At 63.0% G+C, this 23,763-nt stretch carries 19 protein-coding genes; 12 read left to right on the forward strand and 7 right to left on the reverse strand.

The window, feature by feature from the left end:
• Positions 1-25: 25 nt before the first annotated feature.
• Entirely contained in the window at positions 26-817 is a 792-nt protein-coding gene (locus DBP26_RS14295) for an IclR family transcriptional regulator (protein ID WP_108238349.1), read from the forward strand.
• 132 nt (positions 818-949) lie between these two features.
• Here the strand turns inward: DBP26_RS14295 and hppD are convergent, their stop codons facing one another.
• The 3 genes from hppD to glcC all read right to left on the reverse strand — a co-directional run bounded on the left by hppD (position 950) and on the right by glcC (position 3,687).
• Positions 950-2,026, reverse strand: a complete 1,077-nt coding sequence (gene hppD, locus DBP26_RS14300; RefSeq protein WP_108238350.1) for a 4-hydroxyphenylpyruvate dioxygenase — start codon at positions 2,024-2,026, stop codon at positions 950-952.
• 141 nt (positions 2,027-2,167) lie between these two features.
• A complete protein-coding gene (maiA, locus tag DBP26_RS14305; RefSeq protein ID WP_108238351.1) occupies positions 2,168-2,800 on the reverse strand; it encodes a maleylacetoacetate isomerase in 633 nt (210 codons plus the stop codon).
• Between the two features lie 113 nt (positions 2,801-2,913).
• Positions 2,914-3,687: a transcriptional regulator GlcC gene (glcC, locus tag DBP26_RS14310; protein ID WP_108238352.1), complete on the reverse strand. Its 774-nt coding sequence runs from the start codon at positions 3,685-3,687 to the stop codon at positions 2,914-2,916.
• A 307-nt stretch (positions 3,688-3,994) separates the two neighbouring features.
• Here glcC and glcD point away from each other — a divergent pair, with 307 nt between their 5' ends.
• From glcD to DBP26_RS14335, 5 genes are all read left to right on the forward strand, one after another.
• The gene (glcD, locus tag DBP26_RS14315) at positions 3,995-5,494 is read left to right on the forward strand and encodes a glycolate oxidase subunit GlcD (protein WP_108238353.1); all 1,500 of its coding nucleotides are present in this window, start codon (positions 3,995-3,997) and stop codon (positions 5,492-5,494) included.
• Positions 5,494-6,591: a glycolate oxidase subunit GlcE gene (gene glcE, locus DBP26_RS14320; protein ID WP_177411059.1), complete on the forward strand. Its 1,098-nt coding sequence runs from the start codon at positions 5,494-5,496 to the stop codon at positions 6,589-6,591. Before glcD ends, glcE begins: the two co-directional genes overlap by 1 nt.
• 3 nt (positions 6,592-6,594) lie before the next feature.
• Complete coding sequence (gene glcF, locus DBP26_RS14325) at positions 6,595-7,818, forward strand: glycolate oxidase subunit GlcF (protein ID WP_108238354.1); 1,224 nt, start codon at positions 6,595-6,597, stop codon at positions 7,816-7,818.
• Positions 7,819-7,862: 44 nt separating this feature from the next.
• On the forward strand, positions 7,863-8,270 hold the full coding sequence (locus DBP26_RS14330; RefSeq protein WP_108238355.1) for a heme-binding protein: 408 nt from the start codon (positions 7,863-7,865) through the stop codon (positions 8,268-8,270).
• Between the two features lie 101 nt (positions 8,271-8,371).
• Positions 8,372-10,549 carry a malate synthase G gene (locus DBP26_RS14335; protein ID WP_108238356.1) on the forward strand — a complete coding sequence of 726 codons (2,178 nt, stop codon included), beginning with the start codon at positions 8,372-8,374 and terminating at the stop codon, positions 10,547-10,549.
• 77 nt (positions 10,550-10,626) lie between these two features.
• Here the strand turns inward: DBP26_RS14335 and DBP26_RS14340 are convergent, their stop codons facing one another.
• Complete coding sequence (locus tag DBP26_RS14340) at positions 10,627-12,816, reverse strand: TonB-dependent siderophore receptor (RefSeq protein ID WP_108238357.1); 2,190 nt, start codon at positions 12,814-12,816, stop codon at positions 10,627-10,629.
• A gap of 219 nt (positions 12,817-13,035) precedes the next feature.
• On the opposite strand from DBP26_RS14340, the gene DBP26_RS14345 reads away from it, so the two are divergent.
• Positions 13,036-15,201 (forward strand): outer membrane assembly lipoprotein YfiO, encoded by a 2,166-nt coding sequence (locus DBP26_RS14345; protein ID WP_108238358.1) that lies wholly within the window; start codon positions 13,036-13,038, stop codon positions 15,199-15,201.
• Entirely contained in the window at positions 15,201-15,923 is a 723-nt protein-coding gene (locus tag DBP26_RS14350; RefSeq protein ID WP_108238359.1) for a DUF3142 domain-containing protein, read from the forward strand. Before DBP26_RS14345 ends, DBP26_RS14350 begins: the two co-directional genes overlap by 1 nt.
• Positions 15,924-15,986: 63 nt before the next feature.
• On the opposite strand, the gene DBP26_RS14355 is transcribed toward DBP26_RS14350, so the two are convergent.
• The 3 genes from DBP26_RS14355 to DBP26_RS14365 are packed head-to-tail and all read right to left on the reverse strand — an operon-like array spanning position 15,987 to position 18,964.
• Positions 15,987-16,316: a hypothetical protein gene (locus tag DBP26_RS14355; RefSeq protein ID WP_108238360.1), complete on the reverse strand. Its 330-nt coding sequence runs from the start codon at positions 16,314-16,316 to the stop codon at positions 15,987-15,989.
• Positions 16,313-17,671 (reverse strand): acyclic terpene utilization AtuA family protein, encoded by a 1,359-nt coding sequence (locus DBP26_RS14360; RefSeq protein WP_108238361.1) that lies wholly within the window; start codon positions 17,669-17,671, stop codon positions 16,313-16,315. The genes DBP26_RS14355 and DBP26_RS14360 overlap by 4 nt, the downstream gene beginning before the upstream one ends.
• A complete protein-coding gene (locus DBP26_RS14365; RefSeq protein WP_108238362.1) occupies positions 17,672-18,964 on the reverse strand; it encodes a citrate:proton symporter in 1,293 nt (430 codons plus the stop codon).
• Between the two features lie 250 nt (positions 18,965-19,214).
• Here DBP26_RS14365 and DBP26_RS14370 point away from each other — a divergent pair, with 250 nt between their 5' ends.
• From DBP26_RS14370 to efeB, 4 genes are all read left to right on the forward strand, one after another.
• Positions 19,215-20,111 carry a LysR family transcriptional regulator gene (locus DBP26_RS14370; protein ID WP_108238363.1) on the forward strand — a complete coding sequence of 299 codons (897 nt, stop codon included), beginning with the start codon at positions 19,215-19,217 and terminating at the stop codon, positions 20,109-20,111.
• Between the two features lie 159 nt (positions 20,112-20,270).
• Positions 20,271-21,140, forward strand: coding sequence for an iron uptake transporter permease EfeU (gene efeU, locus DBP26_RS14375; protein ID WP_108238364.1), 870 nt, complete (start codon positions 20,271-20,273; stop codon positions 21,138-21,140).
• A gap of 8 nt (positions 21,141-21,148) precedes the next feature.
• On the forward strand, positions 21,149-22,360 hold the full coding sequence (gene efeO, locus DBP26_RS14380) for an iron uptake system protein EfeO (RefSeq protein WP_108238365.1): 1,212 nt from the start codon (positions 21,149-21,151) through the stop codon (positions 22,358-22,360).
• A gap of 64 nt (positions 22,361-22,424) precedes the next feature.
• Positions 22,425-23,741, forward strand: a complete 1,317-nt coding sequence (gene efeB, locus DBP26_RS14385) for an iron uptake transporter deferrochelatase/peroxidase subunit (RefSeq protein WP_108238366.1) — start codon at positions 22,425-22,427, stop codon at positions 23,739-23,741.
• Positions 23,742-23,763 lie beyond the last annotated feature (22 nt).

Consider the following 23,763-nt stretch of genomic DNA (forward strand, 5'->3'; position numbering starts at 1 on the left):
CCTTTTCAGACCGACGCCTTGGCCCATGACAGACGATTCCTCAAACGCTGCAGTCCCCCGCCAGCAGAAAGTGCAATCTGCCGAAGTGGGCGTCGGCATTCTCAAGGCCCTGGCCGAGTTGGCACCGGCAACTTCGTTGTCGCGGCTGGCCGATTACGTCGAGATGCCGGCGAGCAAAGTGCATCGCTACCTGCAGGCGCTCGTGGACAGCGGGTTCGCCGAGCAGGACCCAGCCACCAATCACTACCGCCTGGGCCGTTCGGCGCTGCAGGTGGGCCTGGCGGCGCTGAGCCAGCTCGATGTGCTGAAAATCAGTGCCCCGGAGCTGATTGCGCTGCGCGATGACATCAACGAAACCTGTTTCCTGGCGGTATGGGGCAACAAAGGCCCGACCGTGGTGTATGTCGAGCAATCCCTGGGCGCGGTGACGCTGGTGACGCAAATCGGCTCGGTACTGCCATTGCTCCACTCCTCGACCGGCCTGGTGTTCGATGCCTTCCTTTCCCCAGCGGAAACCGCTGCGCTGCGCGCCGTGGAATCAACGGCCCTGACCACGAAACAACTGAAGGTGATCGATCGGCATCTCGAGGACATCCGTACCACGGGCGTGCATCAGATTCAGGGCTTGTTGATGGCGGGCGTCAACGCCGTGTCATCCCCGGTGTTCGCAATGGGCGACAAGCTGGTGGGCGTGGTGACGGTGGTGGGCTCGGCGTCGGTGCTCACCGACGAACGTCAGGCGCACGCCGCGCAGAAGCTGCTGGAGACGGCGCGGACGATCAGCGCGCGGATGGGTGGAGAAATGCCCCGGCGCTGAACAATCCCCTGCACCGTCCAAGGCAATGCTGCGACCAGGAGCCGCTGAAAGGGCCAGCGCGCGGCATGAGCCGGAGCCGCGCCATCCCGCACGGCTCCGTGCCATGGGCCAATCCTGTCCTCTAGAAAGGACTCAATCGACCGTCAACACCCCGCGCCGCAGTTGATCCCGCTCGATGGATTCGAACAGCGCCTTGAAGTTGCCTTCGCCGAAGCCGTCATCGCCTTTGCGCTGGATGAATTCGAAGAACACGGGCCCCATCAGCGTCTCGGAGAAAATCTGCAGCAAGAGGCGCTTGTTGCCCCCTTCCGAAGTGCCGTCCAGCAGGATGCCGCGGGCTTTCAAGGCCTCTTCGGGTTCGCCGTGGTTCGGCAAACGGCCCTCGAGCATTTCGTAATACGTGTCAGGCGGTGCCGTCATGAAGCGCATGCCCAAGGCTTTCAGTCGGTCCCAGGTATCGATCAGGTCTTCGGTGAAGAACGCCACGTGCTGGATGCCTTCACCGTTGAACTGCATGAGGAATTCTTCGATCTGACCTGCGCCCTTCGATGACTCTTCGTTGAGCGGAATGCGGATCATGCCGTCGGGAGCGGTCATCGCCTTGGACGTCAGCCCGGTGTATTCGCCCTTGATGTCGAAATAGCGGATTTCACGGAAATTGAACAGCTTCTCGTAGAAGTTCGCCCAATACGCCATGCGCCCGCGGTACACGTTGTGGGTCAAATGGTCGATGAATTCCAGCCCTGCGCCTTTCGGATGGCGGTCGACCCCGTCGATGAACACGAAGTCGATGTCATAGATCGACGTGCCCTCGCCAAAACGGTCGATCAGGTAAAGCGGCGCGCCACCGATGCCCTTGATCGCGGGCAGGCGCAGCTCCATGGGGCCGGTGGCAATCTCGATGGGTTGCGCGCCCAGCGCCAGCGCGCGCTTGTAGGCCTGCTGCGAATCCCTGACACGAAAGGCCATCCCGCAGACGGACGGGCCGTGTTCGGCAGCGAAATAGGACGCCTCGCTGTGAGGCTCGTTGTTGAGGATGATGTTGATCGCGCCCTGGCGATACAAGGCCACGTTTTTTGAACGGTGCTGGGCAACCCGGGTGAAACCCATCATCTGGAACACCGGCTCCAGCGTGTTGGGGGTTGGCGAGGCGAATTCGATGAATTCGAAACCCATCAGACCCATGGGATTTTCATAGAGATCGGTCATGGTCTTGCTCCTGCTGAAAAGTGAAAGGCGTTAACGTCGCGTCACTGTTCGGCAGGCGGCGCGCAGGGAATCCCCCGAACGCTGCGGGCGAGGTAGTCGCCGAAGATTAATTGCAAGCCGAAGCTTTTCATGTGGGAAAGCTTACTCCGGCTTGTCGGCTTGCGCATCGGGATGCGCTGTCTTGAAGGCGGGGTGCTGCAAGGCCAGCGCCTCGACCCGCAAGATGCGCGGGAAGGCGTCCAGTACGACATTGAACCGGCGGGCGGCGTACAGCTGCGGCAGCAGGTACACATCCGCCAGGCCCACGTCACCGAAACAGAAACCTTGATCGCCAATCCACGCTTCAACGGCGTTGAAGCCCTCGCGGATCCAATGGCCAATCCAGGCTGCCACATCGCCTTCATCATGGCCCAGGCCGCGTAATCGGTTGAGCACCGCCACGTTGTGAAGCGGGTGGATGTCGCAGCCGATCAATGCGGCAACCGCTCGGTGCCTCGCCCGCGCGGGCAAATCATCAGGCAGCAAAGGAGGTGAAGGATAACGCTCTTCGAGGTATTCGATGATGGCCATGGATTGAATGATGACGTCGCCAGCGTCGGTGCGCAGGGCGGGAACGCGTCCTTGAGGGTTGATCGCCAGATAATCCGGCTTGCGGTGTTCGCCCCCCTCGCGGATCAGGTTGATGGGCACGGCGTTGATCTCCAGCCCTTTCAATGCCAAGGCGATACGGACGCGATAGCTGGAAGTCGATCGGTAATAGGTGTAGAGGTCCACGGCCAGGCCCTGTTGTTTTTATTCTTCGTAAACGACTTACGCAATGCGTAACAAAGTGAATGATCCGCCATCCGGAGTCAAGCAGGACGACCGAGCCTGGGGGCGGAGTGGCCTCAGGCCCAGCCCTCCAGGCGCAGGGTGGCCCTCACCAGCCGCTGCTCTTCGTTTTCGATTTCCCGCAGGCTCTCGCAGATACTCTGGATGTGCGCGACGGCGGCCTTGCGCGCTTGTTCCGGCAACCTGCCGGTGACCGCGTTGTAGAGCCGGGCATGATGGCGGTCGATCTGACGTTTCTGTGCCTCGCGGTGATACAGGTTGTTGACCGAAGCGAACACGGTGTTGAGAAGCAGATCGGTCAGCGATCGCAGGGTCTGCACCAACACCGGGTTGTGTGAAGCCTCACAGATCGCCAAGTGGAAAGCATGATCGAGGCGCGCGTGCTCGGAGGCGGACAGTTCGTGGCCGTGAGCCGCCACCAGCGCCTGGTAGGCGCGGGAGATCAGCACGAAGTCGGCGTCGGTGCCTCGCAATGCCGCCAGCCGTGCAGACTCTCCTTCCAACAAGCTGCGCACCTCGAAAAGGTCATACAGCGTGCGTGGCTGGGAGGCGAACAGATGCATCAGCGGCGACGTGGCCGTCACCCCCAGTCCGCCCATCTGCGCGACAAACGAGCCCTGCCCGTGACGGGTTTCGATGATGCCTCGGGCCCGTAACAACTTGAGCCCTTCGCGCAGCGCGGTCCGGGACACACCGAGCTTTTCAGTAAGGCGCCGCTCGGAGGGCAACAATTGGCCCACCTTCAAGACGCCGTCGACGATCAGGCGTTCAATGCGCTCACTGACGACATCGGCGACCTGCTGTGAGCGGGGAGTCGCGTTGCTGTCCATCCTCGAAACTCCTGTTGAAGGCCTCAACCCTGCGCTGACCCATTCGACAACCCACGCCGACGGGAACGGCCTGACTGGTATGACCACGCCTGCGCCTAAAAACCGAGAACCGGTGGTAATTCGCCAACTGATTGGTAAATAGGGATTTTTTTCATACCCATTGGGCAAACGCCCGAAAAAACTGGTTCGACCAGTGCGTTTTGCCATGGACAGTACGTCTTGCCCGGCCAATGATGCAAGTCAGCCGCAGAACGTTCACGCGTTGGACGGGCCCTCTATAAAAACAAGACAGGGTTGCACACTCATCATGAATATCCTGTACGACGAACGCGTCGACGGTGCATTGCCCGCTGTCGACAAAGCCCAGCTCCTGCTGGCCCTGCAGGCACGGCTGCCGGACCTGGACATCCTCCACCGCGAGGAAGAATTGCGTCCCTACGAGTGCGACGGCCTCTCCGCCTATCGCACCACGCCAATGCTCGTGGTGTTGCCCGAGCGCGTCGAGCAAGTCCAGACGCTGCTAAGCGTGTGCCATGAACGCGGGGTGCCCGTGGTGGCACGCGGCGCTGGCACGGGGCTGTCAGGCGGCGCGCTGCCGCTGGAGAAGGGCGTGCTGTTGGTCATGGCGCGCTTCAACAAAATTCTTCACATTGACCCTGCCGGGCGCTTCGCTCGTGTACAACCGGGTGTGCGCAACCTGGCGATCTCCCAGGCTGCCGCGCCGTTCGACCTGTATTACGCCCCCGACCCTTCCTCGCAGATCGCCTGCTCCATCGGCGGCAACGTCGCGGAAAACGCCGGCGGCGTGCACTGCCTCAAATACGGCCTCACTGTGCACAACCTGCTCAAGGTCGAGATCCTGACCGTCGAAGGCGAACGCCTGGTGCTCGGCTCGGATGCGCTGGACAGCCCCGGTTTTGATCTGCTGGCACTGTTCACCGGTTCCGAAGGGATGCTGGGCATCATCACCGAAGTCACCGTGAAACTGCTGCCCAAGCCACAGGTGGCGCGGGTGCTGCTGGCAGCATTCGATTCGGTGGAAAAAGCCGGACGCGCCGTGGCCGACATTATCGCCGAAGGCATTATCCCCGGCGGGCTGGAGATGATGGACAACCTGGCCATTCGCGCGGCTGAAGACTTCATTCACGCCGGCTATCCGGTAGACGCCGAGGCCATCCTGCTTTGTGAGCTGGACGGCGTGGAGGCCGATGTCCACGACGACTGCGACCGGGTCCGCGCGGTGCTGGAAAAAGCCGGCGCCATCGAGTTGCGGCAAGCCCAGGACGAAGCCGAACGCGTGCGTTTCTGGGCCGGGCGAAAAAATGCATTCCCGGCGGTCGGTCGGCTGTCGCCGGATTATTACTGCATGGACGGCACGATCCCTCGTCGGGAGTTGCCGGGCGTATTGAAAGGCATCTCCGCGCTGTCCGAAGCCTACGGTTTGCGGGTGGCCAACGTCTTTCATGCCGGGGACGGCAACATGCACCCGCTGATCCTGTTCGATGCCAACCAGCCGGGCGAGCTGGAGCGCGCCGAAGCGCTGGGCGGCAAGATCCTCGAGCTGTGCGTGAAAGTCGGCGGCAGCATCACCGGCGAACATGGCGTGGGCCGCGAGAAGATCAACCAGATGTGCGCGCAATTCAATCGCGATGAACTGACCCTGTTCCATTCGGTAAAAGCCGCCTTCGACCCTGGTGGCACGCTCAACCCCGGCAAGAACATTCCGACCCTGCACCGTTGCGCCGAATTCGGTGCGATGCATGTGCACATGGGCAAACTGCCTTTTCCTGAACTGGAGCGTTTCTGATGGGTGCCGAACGCCAAATGACCCACGATGTGCAGGATCGAGATGCCAGCGATGAATGGCTGGAGCAGGTCAACCAGGCCATTGAGTCGGGGCTGCCGCTGCGCATTCAGGGGGCCAACAGCAAGGCGTTTCTCGGTCGCGAAGTCGCCGGTGAAGTCCTCGACACCCGTGGCCATCGCGGCATCGTGACGTACGACCCGACCGAACTGGTGATCACCGCCCGTGCCGGGACGCCGCTGAGCGTGCTGAACGCAGCCCTCGACGCGGCGGGACAGATGTTGCCCTGCGAACCCCCGACCTACAGCGACAGCGGCGTCAATGATGCGACCGTCGGCGGCATGATCGCGGCAGGACTCTCTGGCCCGCGCAGGCCCTGGGCGGGCTCGGTGCGCGATTTCGTCCTGGGCACCCGGGTGATCACCGGGCTGGGCAAGCACTTGAAATTCGGCGGCGAAGTGATGAAAAACGTCGCGGGGTACGATGTCTCGCGCCTGATGGCCGGCAGCTTCGGCTGCCTGGGGTTGGTCACCGAAGTGTCGTTGAAAGTCCTGCCCAAGCCGCGGCTGTGCACCAGCATTGCGTTGGAGATGGACGCACCCCACGCCCTCGCCCGTCTGGCCGAGTGGGGTCAGCAGCCCTTGCCGATCAGCGCGGCCAGCCATGACGGCCGGGTGTTGCGCCTGCGCCTGGAGGGCGGCGAGGGTTCGGTGGCCGCCGCCCACGATCGCTTGGGGGGTGAAACCATCGACGCGGCGTATTGGCAGGCGTTGAACCAGCACCGCCTGGACTTCTTCACCGACGGACGCCCTCTCTGGCGCCTGTCGCTGCCGATCAACACGGGTGTGCTGGACCTGCCCGGCGAGCAACTGATCGACTGGGGCGGCGCGCAGCGCTGGCTCAAGTCAGACGCCGCCAGCCACGACATTCGTGCCCTCGTCAGCGCCGTCGGCGGTCATGCCACCTGCTACAGCCATGGCCTGGACGACAGCCCGTTTCAGCCGCTGGCGGCGCCGCTCTTGCGTTACCACCGCCAATTGAAGGCGCAACTCGATCCCCACGGCATTTTCAATCCCGGCCGTATGTACGCAGAGATCTGAACCATGCAGACCACCCTGAGCGAACACGCCAAGCGCCTGCCCCGTGGCGATGAAGCCGAAAGCATCCTGCGCAGCTGTGTGCATTGCGGGTTCTGCAACGCCACCTGCCCCACCTATCAATTGCTGGGTGACGAACTGGACGGTCCCCGTGGCCGGATCTATCTGATCAAGCAAGTGCTCGAAGGCAAAGAGGTCACCGAAAAGACCCAACTGCATCTGGACCGCTGCCTGTCGTGCCGCAACTGTGAAACCACCTGCCCTTCTGGGGTCGACTACCACAACTTGCTGGACATCGGGCGGGCGGTGGTCGACGCCGCTGTTCCACGACCGATGAGCCAGCGTGTATTGCGCGAGAGCCTGCGCACGGTGGTGCCGAATGCCGGGGTGTTCAAGGCGCTGACGCAGGTGGGCAACACCTTCCGCCCCCTCCTGCCCGGTACGCTGAAAACCAAGTTGCCTAGCCAGATCCGTCCAGCGAAAGCCCGGCCCACCCGGGAGCATGCCCGTCAGGTCTTGATCCTGGAGGGTTGCGTGCAGCCGGGGCTGTCGCCCAACACCAACGCCGCGGCGGCGCGGGTGTTGGATCGCCTGGGGATCAGCGTGAAAGCCATCGCCCAGGCCGGGTGCTGCGGCGCGGTGGATTATCACCTCGACGCCCAGGCGCAAGGGCTGGAGCGTGCCCGACGCAACATCGACGCGTGGTGGCCCAGCGTACAGGCCGGTGCCGAAGCCATCGTGCAGACCGCCAGCGGCTGCGGTGCCTTCGTCAAGGATTACGGCCACCTGCTGCGCCACGACCCGGCTTACGCCGAGAAGGCCGCGCGGATCAGCGCCCTGACCAAGGATTTGGTCGAAGTGTTGCGCGCCGAACCGCTGGAAAAGCTCGGTGCCTGCACCAGCGCCAAGCTGGCGTTCCATTGCCCGTGCACGTTGCAACATGCCCAGAAACTCGGCGGCGCGGTGGAGTCGGTCTTGAGCCGACTGGGCTTCAACTTGACCGCAGTGCCCGACAGTCACCTATGCTGTGGCTCGGCCGGCACCTACTCGATCACCCAGCCGGTGTTGTCCAGGCAATTGCGAGACAACAAGATGAACGCATTGGAAAGCGGCCGACCCGACGTCATCGCCACCGCCAATATCGGCTGCCAGACCCACCTGGCTGGCGCCGGTCGCACGCCAGTCAAACACTGGATCGAACTTATCGAGGACGCGCTGCATCCCAATTGATCGCAGCCGCCCTGCCCCTTTACGACACTGACTCAGGAGCACCCATGAAAAGCAAATCCGTACTGACCCAGACCGACGTCACACAGATTCTCGCCGCCGCCCGTGCCGAGGCGCAGACCCAGGGCTGGGCGGTGTCCATTGCCGTGACCGACGATGGCGGCCACCTGCTGGGCTTCGAGCGTCTGGACGGCTGCGCCCCGATCGGCGCCTACATTGCGATCGAAAAAGCCCGCACCTCGGCACTGGGTCGTCGCGAGTCCAAAGGGTACGAGGACATGGTCAACGGCGGTCGCACGGCGTTCGTGACTGCCCCGCTGCTGACCTCCCTGGAGGGCGGCGTGCCGGTCATCGTCAACGGCGAAACCGTCGGTGCGGTGGGCGTTTCCGGCGTCAAGGCCGACCAGGATGCACAGGTGGCCAAGGCGGGGGTCGCCGCCGTCAACGCAGGATGAACATCGATGCAGGAACCCTGTGGGAGTGAGCGCGCTCATGCCTATGGGGCAGCTGGCCAAGCCCGACTGCAACACCCTATTTTCATGATGGAGAGCCCGAGATGACCGAATTCGTCAACTGCCATAACCTCAAGGTGGCGGCCAATCTGAAGCGTTTTGTCGACGAGGACGTGCTCCCCGGGACCGGGCTGGACCCTGAAGTGTTCTGGGCCGATGTCGACTCGCTGGTCCACGACCTGGCGCCGATCAACCGCGAGTTGCTGGCCGAGCGCGACCGCATTCAGGCCCAGCTCGACAAATGGCACCGGTCCAACCCCGGCCCGATCACCGACATGCCCGCCTACATCGCTTACCTGGATGCCATCGGCTACCTGCAACCGGTGCCCGATACGGTGGCTGCCACGACCCGCAACGTCGACAGTGAAATCAGCGAACAGGCCGGCCCGCAACTGGTGGTGCCTGCCGCCAACGCCCGTTATGCCTTGAACGCCGCCAACGCCAGGTGGGGTTCGCTGTACGACGCCTTGTACGGGACTGATGCCATCGACAGCAGCAACGGCGCGGAAATCAAGGCCGGCTACAACCCGTTGCGCGGCGCCAAGGTCATTGCCTTCGCCCGCGCCCTGCTGGATGAGGCCGTACCGCTGGCGGCCGGGTCCCATGCCGATGCTCAAGGCTACGCCATCGACAGCGGCGAGTTGATCGTGACCCTCGCCGACGGCAGCCGTTCGCCGTTGGCACAACCGGAAAAATACGTCGGCTATCAGGGCCAGGCCACTGAGCCGAACGCCATCCTGTTGAAAAACCACGGCCTGCACATCGAGATCCAGATCGACCCCAGCAGCCCCATCGGCAGCAGCGATCCGGCGGGCATCAAAGACCTGCTCCTGGAAGCCGCGCTGTCCACCATCATCGACTGTGAAGACTCGGTGGCGGCCGTCGATGCCGACGACAAGCTGGTGGTCTACCGCAACTGGCTGGGGCTGATGAAAGGCGACCTGACCAAGGACCTGGTCAAGGGTGGCAAGACCATCACCCGGCGCCTGAATGCCGACCGCCAGTACACTCGCCCTGACGGCAGTGCTCTCACCCTGCATGGCCGCTCTCTGCTGTTCATCCGTAACGTCGGCCACTTGATGACGAACCCGGCCATCCTGTACGACGGCAACCGGGAAATCCCGGAAGGTATCCTCGATGGCGTGATCACCAGCCTGATCGCCCTGCACGACCTGCACGAACGCACCAACTCCCGTGCGGGAAGCGTGTACATCGTCAAGCCGAAGATGCACGGTCCGGCCGAAGTGGCCTTTGCCGATCAGTTGTTCAGTCGGATCGAGGACGCGCTGAAGGTCCCGCGCAACACCCTGAAAATGGGCATCATGGACGAAGAGCGGCGCACCAGCGTCAACCTCAAGGCGTGCATCGCGGCAGCCTCGGCGCGGGTGGCCTTCATCAATACCGGATTCCTGGACCGCACGGGCGATGAGATGCACACCTCCATGGAAGCCGGGCCGATGCTGCGCAAGGGCGAGATGAAGGCCACTCCGTGGATCAAGGCCTACGAGCGCAACAACGTGCAGGTCGGGTTGGCGTGCGGCCTGCGTGGCCGTGCTCAGATCGGCAAAGGCATGTGGGCCATGCCCGACCTCATGGCGGATATGCTGGAGCAGAAAATAGGCCACCCCAAGGCCGGCGCCACCACCGCTTGGGTGCCGTCGCCCACCGCCGCGACCCTGCATGCCCTGCACTATCACAAGGTCGATGTGCAGGCCGTACAGCAGGCGCTGGAGCAGATCGATCCGGAGAGCGAGCGCGAGCAGTTGCTGTTGGATCTGCTGACCATTCCGGTGGCGGCCGAGGCCAAATGGACCGAAGAGCAAATTCGCGAAGAGGTCGAGAACAACGCACAGGGCCTGTTGGGTTACGTGGTGCGTTGGGTCGAACAAGGCGTGGGCTGTTCGAAGGTGCCGGACATTCATAACGTCGGTTTGATGGAGGACCGCGCCACCCTGCGCATCTCCAGCCAGCACATCGCCAACTGGCTGCGTCACGGGGTGATCCATGAGCACGAGGCCTTGGACACCCTCAAGCGCATGGCCAAGGTGGTTGACAGGCAGAACGCAGGGGATGCTGCTTATCGCCCGATGAGCGAAAACTTCGACAAGTCGGTGGCGTTCCAGGCCGCTTGCGCGCTCGTCTTCAAGGGATGTGAACAGCCCAGCGGCTACACCGAACCGCTGCTGCATCAGTTCCGCCTGGCGTATAAGAAAGAGGCGTAAGCCCCTCTGGGGCGACGGGCTGGATCAGCGGGGGAGGGACGGCCAGCGTCCACCACGCTGGCCGCCCGTTCGATGCCTCAAAACTCCAGTTTGGCCCGTGCCACCAACTGGCGCGGTTCGCCGATGGCAATGGCCGGTGACCCGAGGCCGCTGGCGGAGGTGTAGTACTTCTCGTCGAACATGTTTTTCAGGTTCAGTTGCAGGGTCAGATCGCGCTCGTCGAGCTTCATCTTGTAGGCGACAAAAGCGTCGGCCACCTTCGAGGACGGAAGGTAATACTCTTTGCCCGCCCCATCGTTCACGCCCCAACGGCTGGCAAAGCGCGCACCGGCTCCGGCGCGCAGCTCACCTATGCCGACATGGCCAAAGTCGCGGGTCAGGTACAGCGCGCCCGTATGCTTGGACACCCCGTCCAGCGGCTCGCCCTTGAGCACAGGGTCTTCCAGCACCTTGGTGTCGGTGTAGGCGTAGCTGCCGGTGATGCTCCAGACCGCATTGAGTTGCCCGGTGATGTCCGCCTCCAGCCCTCGGGACCGAACTTCACCCGAGACCCGGGTGCAGGTCTCGCTGCCATTCACCCCGCACGGTTCGCTGGTCTGCACGTTCTGCTTGTTGATGTTGAACAGGGCGACGGTGGCGGTGAGCGCGTCGTTCTGGAACTTGGTGCCGATTTCGTAGGCTTTGCCCTCCTCCGGTGGCAGGTCGCCAATCGGAGAGGCGATCGAGGTGTTCGGACGGAACGACTCGGTGTAGCTGCCGTACACTGACCAGTCCGGCTGGATCAGGTACACCAGGCCCACACGCGGGACAACCTTGCTGTCCTTGACGTCGGCGCCGACGACGAATGGCCGGCCCTTGCCGGTGAGTTCATCGAAGGCGTCGTAACGCAGCCCGGCCTGGAAGATCCATTGATCATTGAGGTGAATGGCGTCCTGCACAAAGAAGGCGTGGGTACGCAAGTGATCGGTCTGATCGCTGTTCGGCGCACTGACGGTACTCGGTTGAGCGGTCGCGCCGTAGACCGGGTTGTTGTAGTTGAAGTTGGTCCTGTTCGCGCTGCGGTACAGGTCGCCCAAGTCACGATCGTTTTTCATGTAATCGGCGCCAAACATCACCTCGTGGCGCATGTCCCCCCAATAAAGGTTGCCCAGCATGTTGACGGTGGCGGTATGGGCGTACTGCACGGCATCCCGGGTGGCGTCGCCACGGCGCGTCACGGCACCGGTGGTGTAGTTGGCCGAGATGAAACGTGACTGGTAGTCGTTGTAATAGTTGCGGCTGTAGGCGTAACCGGTGCGCAGCGTCCAGGTGTCATTGAGGCGATGGTCCATGCGCAGGTCGAGTGAGTCAGAGCGACCGGTGGTGACGTTGAACGGTTCGTCCAGTCGGCGGGTACGCGGGATGTCCAGCACCTTGCCGGTTCGGGTGTTGATCTGCGTGCCACGGTCGAACGGCACCGAGTATTCCATGTGCTCATAGGCCACCGAGACGGTGGTGTCGTCGCCATACCAGGCCAGGGACGGCGCGATCACCGACTGGTCGATGCTGCCGAAATTGCGCCAGTAGTCGTAGTTCTGCTGGTCTGCGATGAAGCGGTAGGCCAGGCCGTTGGTGCCGATCGGCCCCGTGACGTCGATCTGCTCGCCCCCGCCGCCGAAGCTGGTGCCGAACACGGAAAGCGAGCGGCCTTCGACCAACTGCGGTTTCTTGGTGACGACGTTGATCACGCCACCGGGGTCCTGCACACCGTAGAGCATCGACGCCGGCCCCTTGAGCACTTCGATGCGCTCGGTGGTCGGCGTGAAATTACGCGCCTGCACCGACTGCATTCCGTCTCGCATGATGGAGTTGTCGCGGTTGGTGCCGAAGCCGCGCTTCTGAATCGCATCCTGCGTGCCACCCAGGGTGTTGCCCTGCTTGACGCCGCTCACCGCGTTGATCGCTTCGTCCAGGGTGCTTGGCTGGCGGTCCTCGATGACCCGGTTGGTGACCACGTTCACGGTTTGCGGCACTTCCACCAGCGGTGCTTCGGTACGCGTGCCCACCGATGCCTTGCGCGCCTGATAGCTGGTGCGGCTGTGCTCGGTTTCGCTGATATCGGTCTGGGAGGTGGCATCGATGTTGGTTGCCTCCAACTGCAGTTCTTCAGCGCTGGCCAGCGAACCCACGCCAAGCGACCACAACAACGCCGTGACCGAACACACCCCTAAAGCAGCGGGACGAAGAGCGGGCAAAGCAGGCACACGAAAACCGGATTGAGCTGTCATGAACGGATAAACCTGAAGTGTCGTGAAAGGGTTGCATTCGTCAGAAACGCATCTGATTCTCACTACACGGATGCCAGCCGGCTTTACCTCACCTGTTTGCTGAAAAAATGTTGGCTGCGCTGGCGGGGTACCAAAATGCCAGCCATCCGCATTTTCGAAACAATCTGTATCATTCGCCCGTTCCGCTCCCCTCCCGCGTAATGAAATCAAGGATTGTTCATGCGTATCCGTTCTCTGCCTCCGCTTGCATTGATGTTGGGGGCCACCCTGTGCGGCACGGCCCAGGCCAGCGGTGACGACGCCTGTTACCCCGTCTGGACGTTGCTGCGCGATTCGCTGGACGTCTGCAACAACCTGGCGTTTCTCAACCCGGGCAACGACAGCCGGGTCAACCTGCGACTGTTGTTGGCGGACCGTCATGCCCTGGCGCTCAAGCCTGCCGCCCTGACCGACGATGAACTGTCCGAAGGCTATGGCCCCGTGCCGTTCCCCGTCGCGCGCCTGGAAGAAGGTGAAATCGAAGGTGACGAGAGCGAGGAATCCGGTGCTGCAGCGCTGAACGACGTGCTCGAACGGCTCGGCATCCCGCGCGACAGCAGCGACAGCGCCGGGCAGGCATTCCTTCAAGGTGAAGGCAGCCGCTGTCGCAGCAACAGAGACGACAGCGCCGCCGATTTCATCGGGCACCTGCTGGAAACCCCAGCCCTCCCTGACACCGAGCGTCAAGCGCTGGCGCGCAGCCGCTTGCAATTGCTGGAAAGCTGCACCTGGGACGGCGAGAAGCTGGCCGCGCTGCTGCCAGCCCAGGTGCAGTCCGACGATGGCAAGGCGTTCCTTGCTTACCTGCAAGCGGCCGCGGATTTCTACAGTGGCCGCTTCAGCCAGGCCGAAAGCGGGTTCGCCAGTCTGAGCGAGAGCAGCCAGCCCTGGCTCAAGGAAACCGCGCTGTACATGGTCGCTCGCACACGCCTGAATGACGCACAGCGGGACGCTTTCGATGAGTACGGCACGATCAAAAGCGACCTGGACCCGGTCCCTTTCAATCAGGTCAGCGAAGCACTCACGCATTACCTGACGGCCTACCCTGAAGGCCGCTACGCCCGTTCCGCTAAAGGCCTGATGCGTCGGGCGCACTGGCTGGCCGGTGATCTGAACGCGCTGGCCAAGGATTACGACGGGCAACTGATGCGCGCCAGCGCTGACGAAGGCAATCTGCCGGCGGACGACCTGATTCAGGAAACCGACAACAAGCTGTTGATGGCTTCGACGACGACCACGCCCTCTTCCCTGCTGACGGCCACCGTTGACCTGTTGCTCATGCGTGCCGATGCGCCGCGGAAACTGACGCGGGAAGAACTCCAGGCTCAGAAAGACCTGTTCGCCGAATGGCCGGCGATGTTCGATTACTTGCAAGCAGTGTTCGCGTTCTACCTGGACAAGCAACCGGACCAAACACTGAAGCACCTGCCCCACTCGACGCCAACGAGCCTTGACGCGCTCGCCTTCAGCCAGCAGACCTTGCGCGGCCTGGCGCTGGAGGCCAATCGCGATCTGGCTGCCGCTCAACGCCTGTGGCAGGAACTGATGCCCTTGGCCAGCCAACCGTTGCAGCGGGACCAGGTGGAGCTGGCACTGGCCATGAACTACGAGCGCAGCGGCCAGTTGACCCAGGTGTTCGCCAGCGATTCGCCGATCCAGTCCGCTCAGGTGCGATCGATCTTGCTGAGCAAAGTGGCCGATGCGCCGCTGTTGCGCCAGCAGATCACGCAGGGCAACAGCGAGACTGAAAAAGCCACGGCGCAGTTCGTGCTCCTGTACAAGAACCTGTTGCACCAGCAGTACGCGGCATTTGCCGAAGACCTCAAAACGCTGCCGGCACAGTCCGCTGACACTCGCCTGGGCACCAGCCTCGGCTACGTCTATGGCGAAGGCCAGACACTGCAACTGTTCCGTTGGAAGGGCGACAAGGCGGAATCGGGGTACAGCTGCCCCAGCGTCGCCGAAACCGCCGCGCTGCTGCAGGCCAACGCACAGGATCCCAAAGGCCTGAACTGCCTGGGCGAATTCATCCTGCGCAACGGGCTGGACGGCATACCGCTGGACGACCGGCCTTCCGCGTCTTTGCTCGGGAGCTCGCAGCCGGGGTTCGAGGGCCCACTGTTTTCCCGGCTCGACGGTTACCGGACAGTCATCGCCGACAGCAACGCTCCGCGCGATGAAAAGGCGTATGCGCTGTTCCGTGCGATCAACTGCTACGCGCCGTCGGGTTACAACAGTTGCGGCGGGAAAGACGTTGAACCCTCGGTTCGCAAAGGGTGGTTCCGCCAATTGAAGAGCACCTACGCCGCCACGCCATGGGGCCAATCCCTGCAGTACTACTGGTGATGCGGTGGCTGCGTTGGGCCTTGATCGGCTGGCTGTGCAGCGGCTCGGTTTGGGCAGCCGTCGATGCCCGAGACCACGATGCTTTCTGGCTGTGGAGCGGTGTGTCGCCGCAGTCCGTGCTGAATCAGGCGCAGACGCTTTACCTGTTGCAAGGGCAAATCTTCGCGCCTCGGCGTGATCGGGAACGGGTCGAGTTCATCGCCCAAGGCATGAGCGTAACCCGCTTGCCTCAGCCGAACCTGTGGATTGTCTACCGCGCCCACACCCTGCGCTGGCCGGCTTCGGTCTATCGTCGGTTGCTCAGCCAGGTGGAACGCTGGCAACAGGCAGGAAACGCGATCGCGGGCGTCCAGATCGACTTCGACGCCCGGACACGTTATTTGCAGGAGTACGTGGTGTTCCTCAAAGACCTGCGTCAGCGGCTGCCCTCCCGTTACCAACTGAGCATCACCGGCCTGTTGGACTGGAGCAGTCATGCCGACCCTCTCGCCATCGGCCAACTGCAAGGCGTGGTGGATGAGGTGGTGGTCCAGACCTACCAGGGCCGCCACAGCATCCCTGACTACGCCGCGTACCTGCCTAGGGTGAGTCGGCTGGGGCTGCCGTTCAAGATCGGTCTGATCCAGGGCGGCGACTGGACAGCACCGGACAGCGTGCAGCACAGCCCGTGGTTCCGAGGGTATGTGGTGTTTCTGCAGAATGAACCCCGGAATCGCGACTGAGGCCCCACCGCGATACGCTCGCACCGAGGGACCGACGCACTGGCCAAACGCACGGTGACCCCGTCAAGGGCCGTCGACAATCTCGATATCCAGCAGCGCCGCGCCCAATGCCTTGCCATGGGCATCCAGCGCCAACGAACGGGTGACCCCACCTTTCAGGATCCCCGGCAGGACGAAATTCAGCGCATTGACCTTCGGCAATTCATACCGGCGCACCGCACTTGCGTCAGGGCCCAGCCATTCGCGGAAATGTTCGGCGACGCGCTCGGCGGTCAGTTGTTCGAGCAGCCGTGGGTAATCCTGCGGCCTGAATGCAATCACCGAGATGTTGGAGGTGTCGCCCTTGTCGCCCGTACGGGAATGGGCCAACTCGCGTAATTTCACAGCGCTCATGGGGCGTCCTCCAGATGAACTTCGGCCTTGACCGCCTCGCGGGGCCACAGCAGCGACGCCACGGCCACCACTTGGCGCACGGACTTGCTGGCGCCACCGCCACCATAGGGCCCGTTGGTATACAGGGTTTCCACTTCGTTACCGATGCGCACGGCATCGGCCTTGTCTGCACAGCGCCCCGCCACGCGCAGGCGCACTTCCCAGGGTTCGCCCGTCGCACGCCCACCCAGTTCGGCGCCATGCATGGAATCGACACCGATCAGTTCGGCACGCACGTCGTCGCAGACCACGCCGATGAGCGTCAAACGTTCCAACACGATGTCCCGAGCCAGTCGCGCGCGGGCCACCGCACCGGGCCCGCCGTAGGAGATCTGCCCCTCGCCGATCCAGCCGTCCAGATAGCCCACCGAAACCTTGAGCGTCTCGGGTCGAACATTCCCGTCCGCTCCGTCGGCCCGCACTTCGTCGGGGGCGAGCAGGCTGAATGAAACCTCGGAGAAGTCCGCCGTCACGTCAGGCGTGAGATACGCCTGGGGGTCGTGGACCTCGTAAATCAGTTGCTCAGTGCAGGTCGCGCAGTCGATGCGTCCGCCGGAGCCTGGCACCTTGCTGATCACCGCCCGGCCCTCAGCATCGATTTCGGCCAGGGGAAAGCCCAGGCGCGCCAGGTTCGGCACGTCTTTCACGCCGGGATCAGCGAAGTAGCCACCCGTGATCTGCCCCGCGCATTCCAGCAGATGCCCGATCAGGGTGCCGCGTCCCAGCTTCGCCCAATCGTCGCGGGCCCAGCCGAATGTGAACACCTGGGGCGCGAGAAACAGTGACGGGTCGGCGACCCGCCCAGTAATCACCACGTCGGCATCCGCCTCCAGCGCGTCGATGATGCCCTCCACCCCCAGGTACGCATTGGCCGAGACGACCCGTTCGCCCAGCGCGGCAAGGGTCACGCCATTGTCCAACCGCTGCTGAGGACTCAACTGCCCCAGCACGTCGTCGCCGGTGACCGCAGCCACCTTCAGGCCAGTCAGGCCCAGATCCGCTGCGATGCGGCGGATCTCGCGTGCGGCAGACAGCGGGTTGGCCGCGCCCATGTTGCTGATGATGCGAAGACGCTTGTGCCCCGCCTGGCGCCCACGTGCGACGAAGGGCAACACACGACGCATGCGCTCGCCGAGCAACGGGTCGTAACCGGCCTCGGGCTCGGTCAGGCGTGCCTGTTGTGCCAGGGCGATGGTCCGTTCCGCCAGGCACTCGAACACCAGATAGTCCAGGTCACCCTGGTCGGCCAGCTCCACCGCTGGCTCGATACGGTCGCCGGAGTAGCCGGCGCCGGAGCCGATCCTTAGGGTTTTCATTCAAAACACTCCCAACAGCATCGCGGTGAAGGTCATCAATACCGATGCGCCAAACAGAAACGGAATGGTGAAGCGTTGGTGATCGGCCAGTTCGACTTTGCACAGGCCCACCAACAGGAAGGTCGCGGGGGTCAGGGGGCTGACCGGGAAGCCGGTGGTGTGCACACCCAGCAACGACGCTTGGGCCACCTGCAACGGGTCGACGCCCAGTGCGCGTCCAACCTCGGCGATCACCGGCATCACACCGAAGTAAAAGGAATCCGGATCGAACAGCAGGCTCAGTGGCATCGACAGAAAGCCCACGACCATCGGGATCAGCTTGCCGTGGCCGGCGGGAATCTGCGCCACGGCCACTTCGGCCATCGCCTTGAGCATTCCCGTCCCCTGCATGATCCCGGTGAACACCCCGGCGGCGAGCAGAATGCTGGCCATCGTCAGCGCTGTTTTGGCATGGGCGTCGATGCGGGCGCGTTGCGCATCGACGTTGGGGTAATTGATGCACAGTGCCAACACCGTTCCGATCATGAACATGACCACCGGATCGACCCACCCTGCGATCATCACGGCCATCACCACGAGGGTCAGCAGCAGGTTGAGGGCAAACAACCGCGGGCGGCGCAGCGCGCCTTCCTGCTCGGTCAGCACGCGTTCAGGCACGACGTCGACCGAGCCCCCCGCGCCCAGACCTAGGCGTTTTTCCTCACGGCGGCCCAGCCACCAGGCGCTGATGAAGACAAACGCCAGGCCGACGATCTGTACCGGAATCAGCGGCTGGAACAAGTCGGCGACCGGCACGTGCAACGCCGCCGACGAGCGCAGGACCGGCCCGGTCCATGGCAGAAAATTCACCCCCGCGGCCATGGCGGCAACGCAGGCCAGAATCCGGCGGTCGATGCCCAGCCGGGTATACAGCGGCAGCATGGCTGGCACCGTCACCAGAAAGGTCACGGCCCCGGAGCCATCCAGGTGCACCAGCAGCGCGAGCAACGCGGTGCCGACAACGATGCGTGTCGGCCGCGTACCCACCGTGCGCAGGATCCGATCGATGATCGGGTCAAGCATCCCGGCGTCGGTCATCACACCGAAGAACAGAATGGCGAAGACGAACATGCCGACCACTGGGGCGACGTTCTTGATGCCGGTGATGATGAACCCGCTGGTCTGCAGGCCGAAGCCGCCAATCAGCGCAGCAAGGATGGGCAGAGCGATCAGGGCAACCAGGGGGGAAAGGCGCTTGCTCATGACGGCGGCAAGCAGACAAAGAATGGTGATGACACCGAGGGTGGCGAGCATGGGGCTGATCCTCGTCGCGCCTGACCGGGAGACGGTGGAGCGAGCTGTTGTTGTTTTCAGCGAGTATCGAAATGAGGGTAAGATTTGTAAATTGAAATGTTCGCCGGGTTGCGTTCGGAAAATCGAAATGCTCCTGAGGCGACGAAGCGCATTGCGAGCCGCATCCGCGCGATGCGTGCGAGAGACCTTTCGAGGTGCCGCGGTATCTGCGCGCCACGCGTGGGGACCGCCGTCAACGGCGAGGCCCGTCATGAAAAACTCGATCCAGCATATCCGCGCGTTTCTCACCGTGGCCAACACCGGCAGCTTCGCCAAGGCCGCGATGGAATTGAACCTGTCGCCCTCGGCTTTGACCGTGCAGATTCAGCAGCTTGAGGAATGGCTGGGCGTCGCGCTGCTGGAGCGCAGCCCGCGCCAGGTCAGCCTGACCGCTGCCGGGCAGAACAACCGCGGGCCGATGGAGAAACTGCTGCTGGACCTGGACAACATCGTCAGCGGTTCACGCGATTTGGCGGCCTCGCGTCGAGGCGTAGTGACCATCGCCGCCCTGCCCTCGTTGTGCGCTGGCACCCTGGCGCCGATCCTCAAAACCTTCCGTGATCACTATCCCGGTGTCGAAGTGCGCCTGCGCGACGTGGTGGCGCAGCGGATCGACTCGCTGGTGCGCGAGGGCGAGGTGGATTTCGGCTTGGGAGTGCGGGCGCGGATGAGCCATGGCCTGGATTTCCAGGTCATCCTCATCGACCGCCTGAGCCTGTTCGTGCCACTGACCCATCCGCTGGCCCAGCGCCGTTCGGTGACACTGGCCGACATCGCCGCCGAGCCGATCATCCTCACCGGTCGGGACAGCAGCGTGCGAGAACGCGTCGAGCAACTCTTCGCCGATGCGGGCCTGACCCTCACACCGGGGTTGGAAGCGAATTACATGTCCACGGTCATGGCCCTCGTGCGCCAAGGCCTAGGGGCGACGCTGCTGCCTGAATCGGCCGACGAGGGCCGTGGCGACCTGGCTCAGGTGCAGGTCGAGCATGCGGGGGTCAAACGCGAGATCGGGCTGATCACCCGGACGGGGTCGAGCTTCAGCCCTGCCGCGCAGCGGTTTGTGGAGACGATGCGGCAGGCCCTGGGAGCCCAGGCCGCCCCATGAGCTGAACGGGGGCTGAACACCTGCACAAAATCCGAAAAAAGCAAAAAAACAGGTATGCCCATTCAATAATGAGTATCATTATGTTACACATTAGCTGAATGCGAATGGCTTGCGACCGCGTTCAAGCTGCACACCTTATCAGATTCAGTCCGGTGATAAATGCTCGTTCCTTTTTTGATCATGCTGCGCGAAGGGATTGAAGCCGCGCTTATCGTAGGCATCATTGCCAGTTACCTCAGACAAACCGGCCGTGGCGAGTGGATGCCCGCCGTGTGGATCGGCGTGTTCCTCGCGGCAGCCCTGGCCTTGTTCGTCGGCGGCGGCCTGGAAATGGTCAGTGCCGAGTTCCCGCAGAAACAGCAGGAACTGTTCGAAGGCCTGGTCGGCCTGCTCGCGGTGGTCATTCTCAGTTCAATGGTGGTCTGGATGCGTAAAGTCGCGCGTTCGGTCAAACACGAATTGCACCAATCACTCGACGCCGCCCTCGCCGGTTCGAAAAACCAGACCTACGCCCTGATTGCCATGGTGTTCTTCGCCGTCGCCCGTGAAAGCCTGGAAACCGTGTTCTTCCTTCTGGCGGTGTTCCAGCAGAGCGAAGGCGCCTCCGGCCCGCTCGGCGCGCTGTTTGGCCTGATCATCGCGGTGGCGATCGGCGTGGCGATCTACAAAGGCAGCCTGCGTCTGAACCTGAGCCGCTTCTTCCGCTACACCGGCCTGTTCATTCTGGTGGTCGCGGCGGGCATTCTGGCCAACTCGGTGCGTTCGCTGCACGAAGCCGGGGTCTGGAACCACTTCCAGGACATCGTCTTCGACATCAGCCCCATCCTGCCGATGGATGGCCCTGCGGGCTCGGTACTGGCGGGCATGTTCGGTTACCAGGACGCCCCGAGCGTCAGCGTGCTGGTGGCCTACCTTGCCTACCTGGTCTTCGCGCTGTTCCTGTTCTTCAAACCGCAGGCGCGGGTGGTGAGTCTGCCCACCCGCCCGGCTCACGAACACGGCCACACCTCCTCCGTTTCGAACAAATAAGGGCAACCATGACCACCCGTCCTTCCGGCCTTCCCGAAGCGAAAGCCAAACCCAAGCGCGCCCTGCAATTCGCCGTTGCAGGTTCGGTGCTGCTGATGATCGCCGCCGGCGCGATGTTCTATTTCGCCTCGCAGGCTGCACAGAAAAAACGCATCGCCAACAGCGGTAACGAAACCGTGGTGACCATCCACGCCAAGAACTGCGAACCCAACGAAATCACCGTTCCGGCCGGCAAAAATGCCTTCCGCATCGTCAACGCGTCCGATCGCGCCGTGGAATGGGAAATCCTCGACGGTGTGCTGGTGGTTGAAGAACGGGAAAACATCGTCCCTGGCCTGAGCCAGATCATCAACGCCAACCTGCAACCGGGCGACTATGCGATCACCTGCGGCCTGCTGAGCAACCCCCGCGGGACCTTGCACGTAACGCCCACCGCCGAATCCGATGCCGCGGCCAAGGCCCGCCCCTCGATGGTCGCGTTCATTGGTCCGCTGTCCGAATACCGTGTCTACTTGAGTACGCAGAGCAGCGCATTGATCCGCGCCCTCACCGACTTGCAAACGGCCATCGAAGGCGGTGACCTGTCCGCCGCGCAACAAGCCTATGCCCCCGCCCGCGCTGCCTATCAACGCATCGCCCCGGCCGCCCAACGCCTGGCGGAACTGGACAACGCCATCAATGCCCGCGCCGACTATTTTGAAAAACGCGAGCAGGATCCGGGCTTCAGCGGGTTCCACCGCATCGAATTCGGTCTGTTCGCGCAGAAATCGCTGGATGGCCTGACCCCGGTCGTGCAAAAGCTGCAAGCCGATGTCGCCACCCTGAAAACGCAATTACTGGCCCAGACCATCGCGCCGGAACAGTTGGCGAGCATGGTGGTGCGCAACATGCGCAGCCTGGCGGAGATCCGCAGCAACGGCGAGGAAGAGCGCTACAGCCATGTCGATGTGACCGGTTTCGTCGCCAACCTGCAAGGCACCCGCAAGGTCATCGACCTGTTGCGCCCCCTGCTGGCCAAGACCTCCGGCGATGTGCTGAAGAGGATCGACGACGCCGCGACCGCGCTGGACGATCAACTGCTGATGCTCAAGACCGACAGCGGCTTCAAGCCCTACGACCAGGTCACTGCCGAACAACGAAAACAAATCGCGGATAAGGCCAAGGCTCTGGCCGATGCACTCGATGGAATCGATCCGGCCCTGGGCCTCACCGGCCTGTAAGCGTGCCCTGGCGGGTACGCGTGTGCCCGCCCGGCCCTGAAACCCGAGCGAAGACAGCATCCACATGAAAGATTTTGATCCAAACGCCCCGATTTCCACCGAGCGCCGCCGCGTCCTGATGGGCTTGGGCGCTGCCGGTGCCGCCATTGCCGGCGCCAGCCTGGCCGGCAATGCGATGGCAGCCACCGCGCCAGCGCAGGTCACCGAGGCGCCGAAAAGCGAAAAGACCCACGACCACAACGCATTCCATGGTGTGCACCAGAGCGGCATTGTCACGCCTCGCCCGGCGGCAGGTATGATGGTCGCGTTCGACGTGCTGGCTCAGGACCGTGACGACCTGGAGCGGCTGTTCCGCACGCTCAACGAGCGAATCGCGTTCCTGATGACCGGCGGCGCGGTGCCTCAGGTCGATCCCAAACTGCCACCTCTGGACTCCGGCATTCTCGGCCCGGTGGTCACCCCGGATAACCTGACCATCACCGTTTCGGTCGGCGATTCCCTGTTCGACGAACGCTTCGGCCTGGAAGGCGTCAAGCCCAAGCGTCTGCAGCGCATGGTCGGCTTCCCCAACGACGCGTTGGAAGCGGCCTGCTGCCATGGCGACCTGAGCATCCAGTTTTGCTCTAACGCGCCGGACAGCAACATTCACGCGTTGCGCGATATCGTCAAAAACCTGCCTGATTTGCTGCTGGTTCGCTGGAAACAGGAAGGCACGGTGCCGGCGCAAGCGCCGCTCAAACCAGGCCAGGCCCCGGAAAGCGCGCGCAATTTCCTCGGCTTCCGTGACGGCTCGGCCAACCCCGATTCGAACAACCAGAAGGCCATGAACGAGGTGGTCTGGGTGCAGCCGGGCAGTGACGAGCCCGCGTGGGCTGTCAATGGCAGCTATCAGGCGGTGCGCATCATTCGCAACTTCGTCGAGCGCTGGGACCGTACCCCGCTGCAGGAACAGGAAGCGATCTTCGGCCGGGTCAAGACCACCGGCGCGCCGATGGACGGCAAGACCGAAGCGGATGTCCCGGACTACAGCAAAGATCCGGAAGGCAAGCTCACCAAGCTCGACGCTCACATCCGCCTGGCCAACCCGCGCACCCACGACTCGCAGAAAAACCTGATCCTGCGTCGCCCGTTCAACTATTCCAACGGGGTGATGAAGAACGGCCAACTGGACATGGGCCTGCTCTTCATCTGTTACCAGCAAGACCTGGAGCGAGGCTTCATTACCGTGCAGACCCGCCTTAACGGCGAACCACTGGAGGAATACCTCAAGCCCGTGGGCGGCGGTTACTTCTTCACCCTGCCGGGGGTCAAGGACAACAACGATTTCATCGGCCGCTCACTGCTGGCAGCGGCCCCCGCCTCAACAACAAAAACTGCCTGACAACCCTTACCTCACAGGAAGA

It is taken from the genome of Pseudomonas sp. RIT409, assembly GCF_003052515.2.
Taxonomy (GTDB): Bacteria; Pseudomonadota; Gammaproteobacteria; order Pseudomonadales; family Pseudomonadaceae; genus Aquipseudomonas.

Excerpts from the sequence above, each read along its gene's own strand:
- DBP26_RS14295 (WP_108238349.1), top strand. The coding sequence starts at position 26 with ATGACAGACGATTCCTCAAACGCTGCAGTCCCCCGCCAGCAGAAAGTG.
- hppD (WP_108238350.1), bottom strand. The coding sequence starts at position 2,026 with ATGACCGATCTCTATGAAAATCCCATGGGTCTGATGGGTTTCGAATTC.
- glcC (WP_108238352.1), bottom strand. The coding sequence starts at position 3,687 with ATGGACAGCAACGCGACTCCCCGCTCACAGCAGGTCGCCGATGTCGTC.
- glcD (WP_108238353.1), top strand. The coding sequence starts at position 3,995 with ATGAATATCCTGTACGACGAACGCGTCGACGGTGCATTGCCCGCTGTC.
- glcE (WP_177411059.1), top strand. The coding sequence starts at position 5,494 with ATGGGTGCCGAACGCCAAATGACCCACGATGTGCAGGATCGAGATGCC.
- glcF (WP_108238354.1), top strand. The coding sequence starts at position 6,595 with ATGCAGACCACCCTGAGCGAACACGCCAAGCGCCTGCCCCGTGGCGAT.
- DBP26_RS14330 (WP_108238355.1), top strand. The coding sequence starts at position 7,863 with ATGAAAAGCAAATCCGTACTGACCCAGACCGACGTCACACAGATTCTC.
- DBP26_RS14335 (WP_108238356.1), top strand. The coding sequence starts at position 8,372 with ATGACCGAATTCGTCAACTGCCATAACCTCAAGGTGGCGGCCAATCTG.
- DBP26_RS14340 (WP_108238357.1), bottom strand. The coding sequence starts at position 12,816 with ATGACAGCTCAATCCGGTTTTCGTGTGCCTGCTTTGCCCGCTCTTCGT.
- DBP26_RS14345 (WP_108238358.1), top strand. The coding sequence starts at position 13,036 with ATGCGTATCCGTTCTCTGCCTCCGCTTGCATTGATGTTGGGGGCCACC.
- DBP26_RS14350 (WP_108238359.1), top strand. The coding sequence starts at position 15,201 with ATGCGGTGGCTGCGTTGGGCCTTGATCGGCTGGCTGTGCAGCGGCTCG.
- DBP26_RS14355 (WP_108238360.1), bottom strand. The coding sequence starts at position 16,316 with ATGAGCGCTGTGAAATTACGCGAGTTGGCCCATTCCCGTACGGGCGAC.
- DBP26_RS14360 (WP_108238361.1), bottom strand. The coding sequence starts at position 17,671 with ATGAAAACCCTAAGGATCGGCTCCGGCGCCGGCTACTCCGGCGACCGT.
- DBP26_RS14365 (WP_108238362.1), bottom strand. The coding sequence starts at position 18,964 with ATGCTCGCCACCCTCGGTGTCATCACCATTCTTTGTCTGCTTGCCGCC.
- DBP26_RS14370 (WP_108238363.1), top strand. The coding sequence starts at position 19,215 with ATGAAAAACTCGATCCAGCATATCCGCGCGTTTCTCACCGTGGCCAAC.
- efeU (WP_108238364.1), top strand. The coding sequence starts at position 20,271 with ATGCTCGTTCCTTTTTTGATCATGCTGCGCGAAGGGATTGAAGCCGCG.
- efeO (WP_108238365.1), top strand. The coding sequence starts at position 21,149 with ATGACCACCCGTCCTTCCGGCCTTCCCGAAGCGAAAGCCAAACCCAAG.
- efeB (WP_108238366.1), top strand. The coding sequence starts at position 22,425 with ATGAAAGATTTTGATCCAAACGCCCCGATTTCCACCGAGCGCCGCCGC.